Raw genomic sequence first — 14,104 nt, 5'->3', positions numbered from 1 at the left:
CGGAGCCGGTCAGCGGCGCGGGGATTGCGAGGTCGATGGCGAGTCGGCCGGCTGGACCGAGCGGTCGGCCTCCGGGTCCGGCACGCACGGGCATGTCACATCGGAGGCCAGTGGCTTCAGGCGCGCCTGGACGGCCGGGAAGTCGGCGGCGCAGGGCAGGTCGAACCAGAAGTTCGACGGCAGGTCATCGACCTGGGTCGCGGCGACCAGCTCGGGGGCGTCGACGAACTGGCGCTTGAAGCGTTCGTAGGCCTCCTCGCGGGACTCGAAGCCGTAATCCGAGATCTCGGGCGAGGCGGCGATCGCGGCGCGGAGGTCCTCGGTCTGGCTCGGGGTGGCGTCCGGCCGCAGGAAGGCGCGGGCCTGGACCGGGGTACAGACCCGGGCGGCCGGCTGGTGGGCCGCCGGTGCGGCTCCGGCCAGCCAGAACGCGCCGGCCAGGGCGAGCAGCAGGGCGCTGCCGGCGCCGACCGCGGCAAAGCGGCGGCGGCGGGCGAGCGCGGGGATGCGGTCCGGGCCCGGCGGGCGCAGGGCCGACCGGGCGCGGTCGTGCAGCTCGCCCAGGGCGGCGCGGAGCCGGGCGTCTCGGAGTTCGTCGAGCTCAGGCACTGTCGTCCACCTCATCCGTCAGGTGCTTGGCCAGGGCGATCCGGGCTCGGTACAGCCAGGTGCGCACGGCACCCTCGCGTACGCGGCAGAGCTCGGCGATCTCGGCGACCGGGAGGCCGGCGAGGTAGTGCAGGACCACGGCGCGGCGCTGGGCGGGCGGCAGCGTTGCCAGGGCGTGCGCAAGGGCCACCCGCTCCGGTCCGGGGCCGGCGACCGGCTCCGGGCGCTGGGTGCGCCAGTGGCGAAGGGCCGTGCGGGCCCGGCGGATGCGGCTGGTGGCCAGGTTCCAGGCGACCCGGCGGACCCAGGCGGCCGGGTCGTCGTAGCGGGAGATCCGGGCCCACCGGCTCCAGGCGCGGGTGAACGCCTCCTGCGTGACCTCCTGGGCCTCCTCGGTGCTGCCCAGGTACACCGCGAGCTGGCCTGCGACAGGCGCGAACGAGGCGGCGTAGCACTCGGTGAAATCGGGCGGCATGGCCCTCCCGGCGACGGTCGGCGGCGGAACACCGTCGAGCGTGTGGATCGTCGTCATACCATCTACACGCCCGAGCGCACCCCTACGTCACATGACCGCCGGTTGTTCACGCCTTCCCGCCCGCCTCGGTGACCGGCGTGCGGGCACCGGGCCGGACCCGCGCCCGGCTGGCAGACTGAGCGCTGTGCCGAACGAGAATCCGACAGGAGTCGTCATCCCGAGCGTCGAGGGCCGGGCCAGCACCTCAGCGCTGGGACGGGCCGTGGTCGCCGACGCGCTGCGCGCCGTCGACCCGGTCGGGGCCCGGGGTGCGCAGGCGTCGACGAACTGGCGCCACGACTACCTCGTGCACTTCCGGCGGCTGATCGAGGCCGGGCTGCCGTCCCGCGACGCGGCCCTGAGCATCGCCCGGGACGGGCTGGGCTCACTGCACACGCGGATGCGGTACCGCGCCGGACCCGACGGCGACGAAGCGCCCCTGACGGCCGCCTTCGGCACCGAGGGCCCGCCGCTCACCACGGTGACCGTCGCGGGGCAGGGTGAGGCCGAGCGGGAGCTGACGGTGCCGTACCGCGGGCGGCGCCTGCGCGGGGCCGAGCTCGACCGGCAGCTCGAGGACTGGGTCGCGGCCGGCACGATCGAGCGCTCCTGCGCCGACGCGGTCCGGACGGTCGCGGCCAACCCGGACTGGCTGGCCCTGCCCGACCGGCGGGTCGTCGTCCTCGGCGCCGGGGCCGAGATGGGGCCGCTGCGCGCGCTGCTGCGCTGGGGTGCCGACGTGGTCGCCGTGGACCTGCCCCGCCCGGCGATCTGGCAGCGGCTGACGGCGCTGGCCGAACGGTACGCCGGGCGGCTGCACGTGCCGGCCGCCGGTGACGTGCGCGGCGCCGACCTGCTGCACGACCTCGGCCGGGTCGCCGGCTGGATCGAGGGGCAGCCGGGGCGGCTGGTGCTCGGCAACTACGTGTACGCCGACGGTGCCCTCAACGTGCGGGTCGCCATGGCCGTCGACGCGCTCACCGTCCACCTGCGGGATCGGCGGCCCGACCTGGCGCTCGCGTTCCTGGCGACGCCGACCGACGTGTTCGCCGTGCCGGACGACGCCGTCGACGAGGCGACCCGGCGATACGCGGCGGCGATGGGCATCGGGCGGCTCCGGCGGCCGCTGCGCCTGGTGAGCGCGGGGCGCCTGCTCACCCGCAACTACCCGCCGGGCCTGTACCCGGGGATCAACGACAGCCTGGTGCCGCAGCAGGGCCCCAACTACGCGCTCGCCAAGCGGCTCCAGCGCTGGCGGGCGGCCGAGGCCCGGGCCGCCGGCACGCCGGTGTCGCTGACTGTCGCCCCGGCCACCCGCACCCGCAGCGTGGTGAAGAACCGCCTCCTGGCCGCCGCCTTCGCCGGCGCACACCGCTTCGGGATCGAGATCTTCGAGCCGGCGACCAGCAACTCGCTCATGGCCGCCCTGCTGGTCCACGACCTCAACGTGAGCCGCCCCGCCCTCGAGCACCCGTGGCAGGACGAGGCGTTCGCGGCGGCGCACGGCGGGCTGTGGCGCCAGCCGTACTCCGCCCGCAGCGCCCTGGGCATCGCCGTGCTGATGGGCATCGGGTCGGCTCGCAGCTGAAGGCGCGGGGAGCCGGGTGCTGCGTCGTCCGGCAGCGGGCCGGGCGGGCATCATGGGTTCGTGACAAACCTGACGCGACGTTCTCTTCATGGGCTGGCGGAGCTGGTGCTGGCCGGGCCGCAGTACCGCAGCAGTGGGACCATCCGGCTGGGGGTGGGTGGCGGAGGCTTCCGGACCGTGGCCGCGCCCGAGCTGACCGTCACCGCTGACGCACTCGTGCGCGGCGACGGGCACCGGGTGGACCTCGCCGGGCGGACGCTCGGTGAGGTCGCCGCGGCGGCCGGGGTCGCGATCGGGGCGCCCGAGAACCTGTACCCGGACGGGTCGGGAGCGGCGGCCGAGGATGTGGTCGTGCTGGACGGTGCGGCGCAGATCCTGGAGGCGTTCGCGGCCGGCGACGCGGCGCTGCGGGCGCTGAGCGGGGACGTCGAGCCGGTGCTGTGGCCGGAGCACTTCGACCTCGGGATCTCGCTCGACGAGGTGAACTACGGGGTGTCGGCCGGAGACTCGACGATCGACGAGCCGTATGCGTACGTCGGGCCGTGGAAGGCGCGGACCGGGGACTTCTGGAACGTGTCGTTCGGTGCCGCGCACCCCGTCCGGGCGCTGCCCGATCTGCTGGCGTTCTTCGAGGAGGGGCGCCGCACCGCGGCGAGCTAGGGGTCACGCGCCCGCCCGGCGGCACCGCGCGGGTGCCGCCGGGCGGGGCCGGGGTCAGCTGAACAGCTTGACGGCGGTGATGACGGTCTGGATGATGCCGTAGCCCAGGAGCACGGCGACCAGGGCCCAGCTCACGAGCAGGCGGACCGACTGCTGACTGTTCATGACGCCACCTTCTGCGGTTCGGGGGCGGGCTCGTGGTAGCGCTGCGGCACCGGGCGGATCAGCAGGTTGGCGATGAAGCCGACCGCCAGGACGCCGACCATGGTGAACAGGGCCGGCTGGTAGGCCGAGGCGGTGAGCGTGCCCGGCTTGCCCTGCGCGTCCAGGAAGCCGTTCACGATGAGCGGGCCGGCGACGCCCGCCGCGGACCAGGCGGTCAGGAGGCGGCCGTGGATGGCGCCGACCTGGTAGGTGCCGAAGAGGTCACGCAGGTAGGCCGGGACCGTGGCGAAGCCGCCGCCGTAGAAGGACAGGATGACGCCGGCCAGCAGGACGAACAAGGCGGTCGCGGTGTGGCCGACCGAGGCCAGCAGGGCGTAGAGGACCATGCCGACGCCCAGGTAGACCATGTAGATGGGCTTGCGGCCGATGATGTCCGACGTGGTGGACCAGGCGAACCGGCCGGCCATGTTGAACAGGGACAGGACGCCCACGAAGCCCGCGGCGGCGGCGACGCTCACCGACGAGGTGCCGTTGTCGCGGAAGAAGTCCTGGATCATGGGGCTGGCCTGCTCCAGGATGCCGATGCCGGCGGTGACGTTGCAGAACAGCACGATCCAGAGCAGCCAGAACGAGCGGGTGCGCAGGGCGTTGGCGGCGCTCACGCTGGCCGTGGTGACCAGTGGCTTCTCCCGGATCGAGGCCGGGTCGAAGCCGGCCGGGCGCCATCCTTCGCGGGGGACCCGGACGTTGAAGACGCCGAACATCATGATGAGGAAGTAGCCGACGCCCAGGGTCACGAAGAGCAGGACCAGGGCGGAGCCGCCGGCCACGGACTTGGCGTCGCCCGGGTCGTAGCCGGCGTCGTAGAGCGACAGGAGCTGGCGGGACAGCGGGCTGGCGATCAGGGCGCCGCCACCGAACCCCATGATGGCGAGGCCCGTGGCCAGGCCGGGCCGGTCCGGGAACCACTTGATGAGCGTCGAGACGGGCGAGATGTACCCGATGCCGAGACCGATGCCGCCCAGGACGCCGTACCCGAAGTACACCAGCCAGAGCTGCCTGGTGCTGATGCCGAGGGCGGCGACGAGGAACCCGGCGCCCCAGAAGCACGCCGAGACGAACATGGCCTTGCGTGGGCCGTTGCGCTCCACCCAAGTGCCGCCGACCGCGGCGGACAGGCCGAGCATGACGATGGCGATGCTGAAGATGATGCCGATAGCGGTCTGGCTGACGCCGAAGTGGGCGATGAGCGAGTTCTTGTAGACGCTCGTGGCGTACGCCTGACCGATGCACAGGTGGACGGAGAGCGCCGCCGGCGGGATGAGCCAGCGGCTGTAGCCCTCGGGCGCGACCGTGTGCCGGGAGTCCAGCGCCGATAGCAGTGACATCGGTGACCTCCTTTGGCCGTGCCATATTCTAGATCGCAGACTGTCTATTTCGCAGCGCAGCTTTCCGCTGATCAGAACGCCGCCGCGCGGGTGGACCCGGACCGCGACAGACCGTGATCCAAAATTGCCCATACGTGAGCAACAATTGCCGGGTGGATCGTGTGACTGTCTGGGACGACCGGCTGGACGCGGGCGAGCGGGCCCTGCTCGCGCCCGGCCGGCCGCTGGACCTCGACCGCAGCCCGGACGTCCTCGTGGTGGGCGGCGGCGCGATCGGGCTCGCCGCGGCCGTGTTCGCCCGCCGGGCCGGGCTCGGGCGGGTGGTGCTCATCGAGCGGGCCCCGCGGCTGGCCCCCGGCGCGTCGTCCGGCAACGGCGGCGCCATCGCCCCGGACATGCACGTGGCCACGGACAGCCCCGAGTTCGTGGCGTTCGGGCGCAGGAGCCGGCAGCTGTACCGCGATCTCGACGCCGAATGGGAGCACGCCATCGGCACCTGGCCGACCCGATGGCTGGACATCCGCCCGGCCGGCACGTTCCCGGAGCGCAGTGCCGCCGCCGGCTCCGACCAGGGCGGCCCGCGGCCGCTGAGCGAGAGTGACGTGCGCGAGCTCGAGCCGGACGTCCGGCTGCCCGACGGGGCCGAGGCGCGGCTGGCCGAGGGGCAGCTGGCCGTCGATCCGCTGCGGCTGGCCCTGGCCCTCGCCGCGCGGGCCGGGCAGGTCGTGACCGGCGTCGGGCTGCTCGGGGTCTCGGTGCGCGGCGACCGCGTCGGCACCGTCCACACCACCGCCGGCGACTTCACCCCGGGCGCCCTGATCGTGGCCACCGGCCTGCTCCCGCCGCCGTGGCACCGCCGGGTCCCGCAGCGCTGGGTGAAGGGTCACATGCTCGCCGTCGCCCCCGGCCCCTGGCGGCTCGGCAGCGTCCTGGCCGGGCCGTTCGGCGGCGGCACCCCGCTACCCGGCGGCGGCGTGGTCTGCGGCGGGACGTTCGACGAGGGCGACCGCAGCCGGGAGGTCCGGCCCGAGGTCGCCGACCCGATGGCGAAGGGCCTGGCCACGCTCATCCCGGCGGCCGCGGACGCGCGGATCAGTCACCGGTGGTGCTGCTTCCGGCCGCAGATCGAGGACCGCCAGCCCGTCGTCGACCGGCTGCCCGAGGTCACCAACGGCTGGTTCGCCGGCGGGCACTTCACCACCGGCATCATGATGGCGCCGGCGACCGGGGCGGCCCTGGCCGAATGGGCCGCCTCCGGCCGGGCACCCGACGGGGTCTCCACCTTCACCCTGCCGCCGGCGCCACCGCGCTACCCCTGCTGAGACCGGGAACCGGTCACGGCGTCAGGTCGATGTACGACGACCAGCCGCCCGCGTAGTACTTGTAGTACCCGTGCCCGTCGTGCTGGCGGGTGTACGCCTCGGTGGTGCCGAAGCGCGGGTTGTACAGCACCGACGGGCTGCCGTCGGTGTTGCCGCCGAGGTTGTTCCAGCCGGACCAGCCGCCGAGATAGTAGACGTAGCGCAGCTCGTCGCCGGGCGTGTGGACGTACACCTCGGTCGTGCCCGACGAGCGGTTGTAGACGACCCCGGGGTCCTCGTCGAGGCTGCCGCCCAGGCCGATCCACTGCGACCAGCCGCCCAGGTAGTACACGTACGCCAGCTGGTCGGCCGCGGTGCGCAGGTACACCTCGGTGGTGCCGTACTTCGGGTTGTACAGCACGGCCGGCGTCCCCTGCACGGTCCCGCCCAGACTCGTCCAGCCCGACCAGCCGCCGAGGTAGTAGACGTAGGACAGGCCGGTGCTCTGCAGCGCGTACGCCTCGGTGGTGCCGTACGTCGGGTTGTAGAGCACGCCGGGGTCCCCGGTGAGCGTCCCGCCCAGGTCGACCCAGCCCTGCCAGCCACCCGAGTAGTAGGTGTAGGCAAGCGATCCGGTCGCCGTGCGCGCGTACACCTCGGTGGTCCCGTACTTCGGGTTGTAGATCACCGCCGGGTTGCCCGCGAGGTTGCCGCCGAGGTCGATCCAGGACGACCAGTTGCTGTAGAAGTAGCGGTACCCGAGGTGGTTGTTGGCCAGCCGGGCGTACACCTCGGTCGTGCCGAACCGCGGGTTGTAGAGCACCGCCGGGTCGCCCTGCAGCGAGCCGCCGAGGTCGGTCCAGTCCGACCAGTCCCCGGACCAGTAGGAGTAGATCAGGTGGTCGCTCGCGTCGGAGCGCGCGTAGACCTCGGTGGTGCCGAAGCGCGGGTTGTACAGGCTCTGCTCCCGGCCCACCGGCCGCGGCGGGTCGCTCTGGCGCACGAAGAGCAGGCGGTTGGGGGTGCCGACGCGGGCGTAGGCCGGGTATGACGACATGTTCAGCACGCCCACCGACGAGCCCTGGACGAGCGCGTTGCGGACCTGGGCCGGGCTGTAGTCCTGGTGCGCCTGCAGGATCAGCGCGGCCGCCCCCGCGACGTGCGGCGAGGCCATCGACGTGCCGTCCAGGATGTTCGTCGCCGAGTCGCTCGTCATCCAGTCGGACGTGATGCCGACGCCGGGCGCGTAGAGGTCCACGCAGGGGCCGTAGTCGGACCAGTACACCGGCTTGTCGTCGATCGTCGCGGCGCCCACCACGATCGCCTCGGCGATGTTGCCGGGCGAGTTCTTGCAGGCGTTCGTCGGGTTGCCGTTGTCGTCGCCGTTGCCGGCCGCGACGGCCCACGTGAGCCCGGAGGCGATCGAGCGCTTCAGGGCGGCGTCGAGCATGACCGTCGGGGTGTCGGAGCCGAGGCTCATGTTGACGACGGCCGGGTGCTGGGCATACGCGGTGATCCAGTCGACGCCGTGCACGACCTCGGACAGGAAGCCGTTGCCGCTGCAGTCGAGCACGCGCACCGCGACGAGCGAGACCTGCTTGGCCACGCCGTAGCTGGTGCCCCCGATCGTGCCGGCCACGTGCGTGCCGTGCCCGTCGCAGTCGTTGGCGTTGGCCGGGTCGTTGCTGTTGTTGACGTTGTCCGGGTTGTCGTAGTAGTTGGTGTTCCGGTCGACGAAGTTGTACCCGTAGGACGCCCGGCCGCCGAAGTCGTTGTGGCTGATGCGGATGCCGGAGTCGAGGATGTACGCGGTGACGTCCGCGGCCGCGTTCGGGTAGGTGTAGGTGCTGTCGCGGGCGTTCGCGTGGGTGTCGATGCGGTCCAGGCCCCACGGCGGCGACGACTGCGTGGCGTCGGCGTGCAGCAGGATGTTGCGCTCCACGCTCACCACGTTGCCGTTGGCGGCGATCTGCGCGGCCTTGCTCTCGTCAATGTTGTCGATCGCGAAACCGCGCACCGCGGTGCTGTACTGCTCGCGGACCTGCCCGCCGTACTGCTTGGCGATCTTCTGGGCGGCGTCGGCGACCGACGCCTTGGCCTGGGCCGCGCTCTGGGCGCCGGGCGGCTCCCTGAGCATCACCACGTAGCCGTTGGCCTCGCCCGTCACAGCCTCGTTGGCCACGATGCCCATGGGGGGCGCGGCGCTCGCCGGCAGCCCCGGGCCGAGCACGGCGACCGCCGCGAGCGCCACGGTGCCCAGGCGGTGCCGTCTACCGATGCCGTGCATGACATCACCTTCAGTTGTCCGACAGTAACTCAAAGTCACCATATCGGACCAACCGGCGCTGTGGATCAAGACCGCTCAGTGCGGTCCGGACCATCGGGCCCGGCACCCGGGCCGCCGGATCAGCGGCGCCGGATCCACCAGACGATGCCGAAGACCACCGCGAACCCGGCCGCGGCGGTCATCACGTAGGGCACCACGCGCCGCACGGCCGAGCCCACACCGGAGACGGCGAGCAGGTCGATCGCCTCGGACTCGGGCCGCACCGGAGCGATCGGCTCGCCCGCCCGCGACTCGGCCAGGTCGAGACTCGGCGCGGCCTCCACGGGCGCCGCGGCGGGCTCCGGGGAGGCGGACGGCGTTCCCACCGGGGTTCCGGCCAGCTTGCCGGCCAGGCAGTCGGCGAACTGGCCGATGAGGCGGCCGCTCACGTCGCCGATGAGCCCGCGGCCGAACTGGGCCGCCTTGCCGGTGACGTCGAGGTCGGTCGAGACGTTCACCTGCGTCTCGTCGCCCGCACCGGCAAGCGTCGCGGTGACAGTGGCCCGGGCCGTGCCACCGCCGCGGCTGTCCGCGCCGTTCGCGCTGATGACGACCCGGTGCGCAGCCTCGTCGCGCTCGACGAACTTCCCGGTGCCCTTGAACGTCAGGCTGACCGGGCCGAGCTTGACCTTCACGGTGCCGGTGAAGTCGTCGCCCTCGACGGCGGTGAGCGTCGCGCCGGGCATGCAGGGCGCGATCCGCTCGATGTCCAGCAGGACCGCCCACGCCTGGTCGACGGGGACGGGCACGGTGAAGGAGTTCTCCAGTTGCACGGGCCCTACCTCCGAAAAGTCGGTGGCCCCGGCCGAGCGAGCGCCGGGACCACCTAGACGTTAGCCCTACCGACCGGGTCAGACACCGAGTGCCTTGCACACCGCCCGGGTGGTCAGGACCCGGGCGAGTTCCCGGCGGTAGTCCGCCGAGGCCGACAGGTCGTCGACGGGAGCGGTGCCGGCCGCGGCCGGGCCGCACGCCTCGGCGATCGCGGTGGGCGTGGCCGGGGCCCCGGTCAGCGCCTCCTCGACGGTGCGGGCGCGGTGGGGCACGGGGCCGACGTTCGTCAGCGCGATCCGGGCCGCGCCGATACCGCCGTTGTCGCGCCGGACCGCGGCCGCCACGCCGACGATCGCCCAGGACTGCGACGTGCGGTGGAACTTCTCGTAGTGCACGGCCCAGCCGGCCGTCGAGGGCAGGCGCACCTCGACGAGCACCTCGTCCGGCGCCAGCGCGGTGGTGAACAGGCCGATCGCGAAGTCGGCCGCGCCGATCGACCGCCGGCCCGCCGGACCCTGGACGACGTACGTCGCATCCAGGGCCGCCGCCACAGCGGGCAGGTCGGCGGCCGGGTCGGCGTGGGCGAGCGATCCACCCAACGTCCCGCGGTGACGGACCTGGCGGTCACCGACCGTGCCGGCCGCCAGGGCGAGCAGGGGTGCGTGCTCCCGCACCAGGTCGGACGCCGCCACCTCGGCGTGCGTGGTCATCGCGCCGATGACCAGAGCGCCTTCCCTGAGGTGTACTCCACGCAGCTGCGCCACCCCCGCGAGGTCCACGAGCACCGTCGGCGCGGCGAGCCGGAGCCGCAGCACCGGCAGCAGTGACTGGCCCCCGGCCAGCACCTTGCCCTCCTCGGCCGCACCGAGCGCGGCCACCGCCTCCTCCACAGTGGACGCCCGCACGTAGTCGAACGCGACCGGGATCATGACTCACCTCCGGGCCGGTCGGCGTGCACCGCACCGGGCATGACCTGCTCGGCGCTGACCGCGGGCCCGGAGCGCACCCCGGCGCCGGGGCCACGCTTCAGGGCCCGCCACACCCGCTCGGGCGTGCACGGCATCGCCACGTCGGACACGCCGTAGGGGCGCAGCGCGTCGACAATCGCGTTGACCACGGCCGGGGTCGCGGCGATCGCACCGGCCTCGCCGACGCCCTTGACCCCCAGCGGATTGGAGGTCGCCGGCGTCTCGGTCCGGTCGCTCACGATCGTCGGCAGATCGGCCGCGGTCGGGATCGTGTACTCGACGAACGAGCCGGACAGCAGCGTGCCGCCCGCGTCGTACACCGCCTGCTCGTGCAGGGCCTGCGCGATGCCCTGGGCCACGCCGCCGTGGACCTGGCCCTCGACGATGAGCGGGTTGACCACCCGGCCCACGTCGTCGACGGCGACGTACCGCCGGATCGTGACCCGTCCGGTGAGCGTGTCGACCTCGGTCGCGCACAGGTGGGTGCCGTGCGGGAAGGAGAACGTCTGCGGGTCGAAGGTGGCGTCGGCGTCGAGCGACGCCTCGACCCCGTCGGGCAGGTCGTGGGCGGCGAAGACGGCGAACGCGCAGTCCCCGATCGTCTTGGCCGCATCGGGGGTACCGCGCACCCGGAACGCCCCCGCGGAGAACTCGAGGTCGTCGGGGCTGCACTCCAGCATGTGCGCGGCGACCGTGCGGGCCTTGTCGCGCACCTTGCGGCACGCCTCGACGAGCGCGACCCCGCCGACCGCGAGGGAGCGGGAGCCGTAGGTGTCCAGGCCCTTGTGCGCGGTCCGGGTGTCGCCGTGCAGGACCTCGACGTCGTCGAACGCCACCCCGAGCTCGTCGGCGACGATCTGGCTCCAGGCCGTCACGTGGCCCTGGCCGTGCGGGCTCGTGCCGGTGACGACCTCGACCTTGCCGGTCGGCAGCACCCGGACGGCCGCGTTCTCCCAGCCGCCCGCCGCGTACCGCAGCGCGCCGAGGATCCGCGACGGCGCCAGGCCGCACATCTCCGTATAGGTCGACACCCCGATCCCCAGCTGTACGACATCCGCTGCTTCTCGGCGTTTGATCTGCTCGGCCCGCAGCTCGTCGTAGCCGAACAGCTCCATCGCCTTGTCCGTGGCCGCGTCGTAGTCACCGGAGTCGTAGACCAGGCCGGCGACCGTGGTGAACGGAAACTCCTCGGCCTTGATCCAGTTGCGGCGGCGCAGCTCGATCGGGTCGAAGCCCAGCTCGTCGGCCAGGTCGTCCATGGCCCGCTCGATCGCGTAGGTCGCCTCGGGCCGCCCCGCACCGCGATAGGCGTCGGTGATCGTCGTGTTGGTGAAGACGCCCGTGCACTCGAAGCGGTAGGCCTCGACCTTGTAGATGGAGTTGTACATGAACGCGCCGAGGATCGGCACGCCCGGCCCGACGAGCCCGAGGTAGGCTCCCATGTTCGCGATGAGCTTGACGTCGACGCCGGTCAGCGTGCCGTCGCGGCGGGCGGTGAGCGTGATGTCCTGGATCTGGTCGCGCCCGTGGTGCGCCGAGACCATCGTGTCGCCGCGCGTCTCGGTGTACTTGACCGGCCGGCCGATCCGCCGGGCGGCCAGGAACGCGATCATCTCCTCCGGCGTGACCTGCAGCTTGCCGCCGAACCCGCCGCCGACGTCCGGCGCGATGACCCGGATCTTGTGCTCGGGCACGCCCGTGAGCAGCGCGTAGAAGACCCGCAGGATGTGCGGGATCTGGGTCGCCGACCAGATGGTGTACTCCCCCATGCCCGGGTCCACCACGACGCTGCGCGGCTCCATGAAGGCGGGGATCAGGCGCTGCTGGATGTACCGGCGCTGGATGCGCACCTCGGCGTCGACGTCGGCGACGCTCGTGCCGGTGCCCGCGTCCGCGGAGTCGAAGACCCAGGTGTAGGACCGGTTGGTGCCCTTGTCCGGGTGGACGAGCCCCTCGTCGCGGGACGCGGCCTCCAGGTCGAGCACCGGCTCCGACGGCTCGTACTCGACCTCGATGGCCTCGAGCGCGTCGATCGCACTGGCGGCGTCCCGGGCGGCGACGACCGCGACCGCCTCCCCGTGGTGGCGCACGAAGTCCACCGCGAGCGGCGGCCGCACCGGGTGCACGATGTCCTCGGTGACCGGCCACGCGCACGGCAGGCTGCCCTGGATCTCGGCGACGTCGGCCCCGCTGAACGCGGCCACGACGTTCGGCTCCCGCAGCGCGCCGGAGACGTCGACCCGCACGATCCGGGCCGCGGCGTGCGGGCTGCGCAGGATGGCCAGGTGCAGCATCCCGGGCAGCGCGATGTTGTCGGTCCAGCGGGTCCGCCCGGTGATGAGCCGCGCGTCCTCCTTGCGCCGCCGGGCCGCGCCGACCTCGGGCTCCAGCGTTGAGGTCATGCCTGCACCTCCTGCCGCTGAGCCTGCCGCAGCTCGGCCGCCGCGGCCCGGACCGCCCGCACGATGTTCTGGTAGCCGGTGCAGCGGCACAGGTTGCCGTTGAGCCCCTCGCGCACCTCGTCCTCGGACGGGTCGTCGTTGTCGCGCAGGAGGTCGACCGCGGCCAGGATCATCCCGGGCGTGCAGTACCCGCACTGCAGCGCATGGAGCTCGTGGAACGCCTTCTGGACGGCGTGCAGCGAGCCGTCGGGCCCGGCCAGGCCCTCGATGGTGATGACCGACGCCCCGTCGGCCTGCACGGCGAGCACGGAGCAGCTCTTGACACTGCGCGGCGCCTCATCCGCGCCGCCCATGAGCACGGTGCACGAGCCGCAGTTGCTGGTATCGCACCCGACGACCGTGCCGACCTTGCCGAGCCGCTCACGAAGATGGTGGACGAGAAGGGTCCGCGGCTCGACATCATCGACGTAGCGGCTGCCGTCGACGTCGACACTCACGCGAACACGTTGGGAAGAAGACAAGCTGGCCTCCCGCGGGGGACGTGCCGAAACGGCCCGTCACGCGGCGGACGCAACACGGGCCACCTGGATCTGCCTGATCAGCAGACCGCAGAGCGAAGATCATTGCAAGCCCTCGACCGCCCCCGGCATCCGCAACGACCGCAGCCCGGCCCCCGACACGACCAGCATCAGCCCGTCCGTAGGCGGCCGGCCACCGGCACGCGGTCCCGTCGGTGTTGTGGCCCAGCGCGCGCAGCAGAGCCGACTTCCCGGAGCCCGGGTCTCCGCGCACCTCCAGTATCGGCGAGGCCGGCCGGTCCAGCCATGACAGGACGACCTGCATCGCCGCCTCGCGGCCGATGAACGGGTCGGCGGACGGGGCCGGGACGAGTCGGGACAGGGCGATGGCACCGCCCCGGCCGGTCGCGGCGAAACGCAAAGCCGGCCAGCTGTGCTCCGCGGCGTGCCGGCCGAGCAGACCGGCCAGCGAATCCGGCGTGTCGTACCGCCCGCCACCCTGCTGCAGCAGCGCGACCAGGGACTCGGTGAGCACGCCGGGCCGCTCCCCGGTGCCGGTCAGCAGGAACGCGCCGGAGTCCGGCGAACGGTGCGGCAGGACCTGCGCGGGCAGGCCGAAGCCCTCACCGGGCCGGGTCACGTCGGCCAGGTCGTCCTGATCGATGCGGAGCCAGTCCAGCAGCAGGGCCGACGAAATGCACGAGCAGCGTGTCCTCGGCACTTCGAGAGGCCGCCTGCAGTGCCCGCCAGGCCTGGTCACGGGTCGGATCGACGAGCAGATCGACACGCTTGGCAAACGCGCCGCGGCGCGGGTCGCCCAGCAACCGGGCCAGCGCGGTCAGCGCGTCGACGACCGCGGTGCCCAGGAGTGCCGTCACGGCGATCATCAGC

The 14,104-nt window shown here is 73.0% G+C and carries 14 protein-coding genes; 3 read left to right on the top strand and 11 right to left on the bottom strand.

Annotated elements, in window-relative coordinates:
• Nucleotides 1-9: 9 nt before the first annotated feature.
• Nucleotides 10-609: a permease-like cell division protein FtsX gene (locus Dvina_RS10735; RefSeq protein WP_223102304.1), complete on the bottom strand. Its 600-nt coding sequence runs from the start codon at nucleotides 607-609 to the stop codon at nucleotides 10-12.
• A complete protein-coding gene (locus Dvina_RS10730; protein ID WP_246656142.1) occupies nucleotides 602-1,141 on the bottom strand; it encodes an RNA polymerase sigma factor in 540 nt (179 codons plus the stop codon). The genes Dvina_RS10735 and Dvina_RS10730 overlap by 8 nt, the downstream gene beginning before the upstream one ends.
• A gap of 127 nt (nucleotides 1,142-1,268) precedes the next feature.
• On the opposite strand from Dvina_RS10730, the gene Dvina_RS10725 reads away from it, so the two are divergent.
• Entirely contained in the window at nucleotides 1,269-2,711 is a 1,443-nt protein-coding gene (locus tag Dvina_RS10725) for a hypothetical protein (protein ID WP_246656141.1), read from the top strand.
• A 60-nt stretch (nucleotides 2,712-2,771) separates the two neighbouring features.
• Nucleotides 2,772-3,371 (top strand): hypothetical protein, encoded by a 600-nt coding sequence (locus tag Dvina_RS10720; protein WP_223102303.1) that lies wholly within the window; start codon nucleotides 2,772-2,774, stop codon nucleotides 3,369-3,371.
• Between the two features lie 54 nt (nucleotides 3,372-3,425).
• Here Dvina_RS10720 and Dvina_RS55665 read toward each other — a convergent pair whose 3' ends face one another.
• Both Dvina_RS55665 and Dvina_RS10715 read right to left on the bottom strand, forming a co-directional pair.
• A complete protein-coding gene (locus Dvina_RS55665; protein ID WP_425516544.1) occupies nucleotides 3,426-3,536 on the bottom strand; it encodes an MFS transporter small subunit in 111 nt (36 codons plus the stop codon).
• Entirely contained in the window at nucleotides 3,533-4,918 is a 1,386-nt protein-coding gene (locus Dvina_RS10715; RefSeq protein WP_223105449.1) for an OFA family MFS transporter, read from the bottom strand. The genes Dvina_RS55665 and Dvina_RS10715 overlap by 4 nt, the downstream gene beginning before the upstream one ends.
• Nucleotides 4,919-5,076: 158 nt before the next feature.
• Between Dvina_RS10715 and Dvina_RS10710 the strand changes: the two genes are divergently transcribed.
• Nucleotides 5,077-6,246 carry an NAD(P)/FAD-dependent oxidoreductase gene (locus tag Dvina_RS10710; protein ID WP_223102302.1) on the top strand — a complete coding sequence of 390 codons (1,170 nt, stop codon included), beginning with the start codon at nucleotides 5,077-5,079 and terminating at the stop codon, nucleotides 6,244-6,246.
• 13 nt (nucleotides 6,247-6,259) lie between these two features.
• On the opposite strand, the gene Dvina_RS10705 is transcribed toward Dvina_RS10710, so the two are convergent.
• From Dvina_RS10705 to Dvina_RS10675, 7 genes are all read right to left on the bottom strand, one after another.
• Nucleotides 6,260-8,512 (bottom strand): S8 family serine peptidase, encoded by a 2,253-nt coding sequence (locus Dvina_RS10705; RefSeq protein WP_223102301.1) that lies wholly within the window; start codon nucleotides 8,510-8,512, stop codon nucleotides 6,260-6,262.
• Between the two features lie 119 nt (nucleotides 8,513-8,631).
• Nucleotides 8,632-9,324 carry an SRPBCC family protein gene (locus Dvina_RS10700; RefSeq protein ID WP_223102300.1) on the bottom strand — a complete coding sequence of 231 codons (693 nt, stop codon included), beginning with the start codon at nucleotides 9,322-9,324 and terminating at the stop codon, nucleotides 8,632-8,634.
• Between the two features lie 78 nt (nucleotides 9,325-9,402).
• Complete coding sequence (locus Dvina_RS10695; RefSeq protein ID WP_223102299.1) at nucleotides 9,403-10,254, bottom strand: FAD binding domain-containing protein; 852 nt, start codon at nucleotides 10,252-10,254, stop codon at nucleotides 9,403-9,405.
• Entirely contained in the window at nucleotides 10,251-12,695 is a 2,445-nt protein-coding gene (locus tag Dvina_RS10690; RefSeq protein ID WP_223102298.1) for a xanthine dehydrogenase family protein molybdopterin-binding subunit, read from the bottom strand. Before Dvina_RS10690 ends, Dvina_RS10695 begins: the two co-directional genes overlap by 4 nt.
• Entirely contained in the window at nucleotides 12,692-13,192 is a 501-nt protein-coding gene (locus Dvina_RS10685; RefSeq protein ID WP_223102297.1) for a (2Fe-2S)-binding protein, read from the bottom strand. Before Dvina_RS10685 ends, Dvina_RS10690 begins: the two co-directional genes overlap by 4 nt.
• Nucleotides 13,155-13,853 (bottom strand): P-loop NTPase family protein, encoded by a 699-nt coding sequence (locus tag Dvina_RS10680; protein ID WP_223102296.1) that lies wholly within the window; start codon nucleotides 13,851-13,853, stop codon nucleotides 13,155-13,157. The genes Dvina_RS10685 and Dvina_RS10680 overlap by 38 nt, the downstream gene beginning before the upstream one ends.
• A complete protein-coding gene (locus Dvina_RS10675) occupies nucleotides 13,837-14,100 on the bottom strand; it encodes a hypothetical protein (RefSeq protein WP_223102295.1) in 264 nt (87 codons plus the stop codon). Before Dvina_RS10675 ends, Dvina_RS10680 begins: the two co-directional genes overlap by 17 nt.
• Nucleotides 14,101-14,104 lie beyond the last annotated feature (4 nt).

The sequence above is a fragment of the Dactylosporangium vinaceum genome (assembly GCF_019904175.1).
GTDB classification, from domain to species: domain Bacteria; phylum Actinomycetota; class Actinomycetes; order Mycobacteriales; family Micromonosporaceae; genus Dactylosporangium; species Dactylosporangium vinaceum.
Note: the sequence above shows the minus strand (reverse complement) of the source record. Positions and strands in the feature narration are given on the sequence as shown.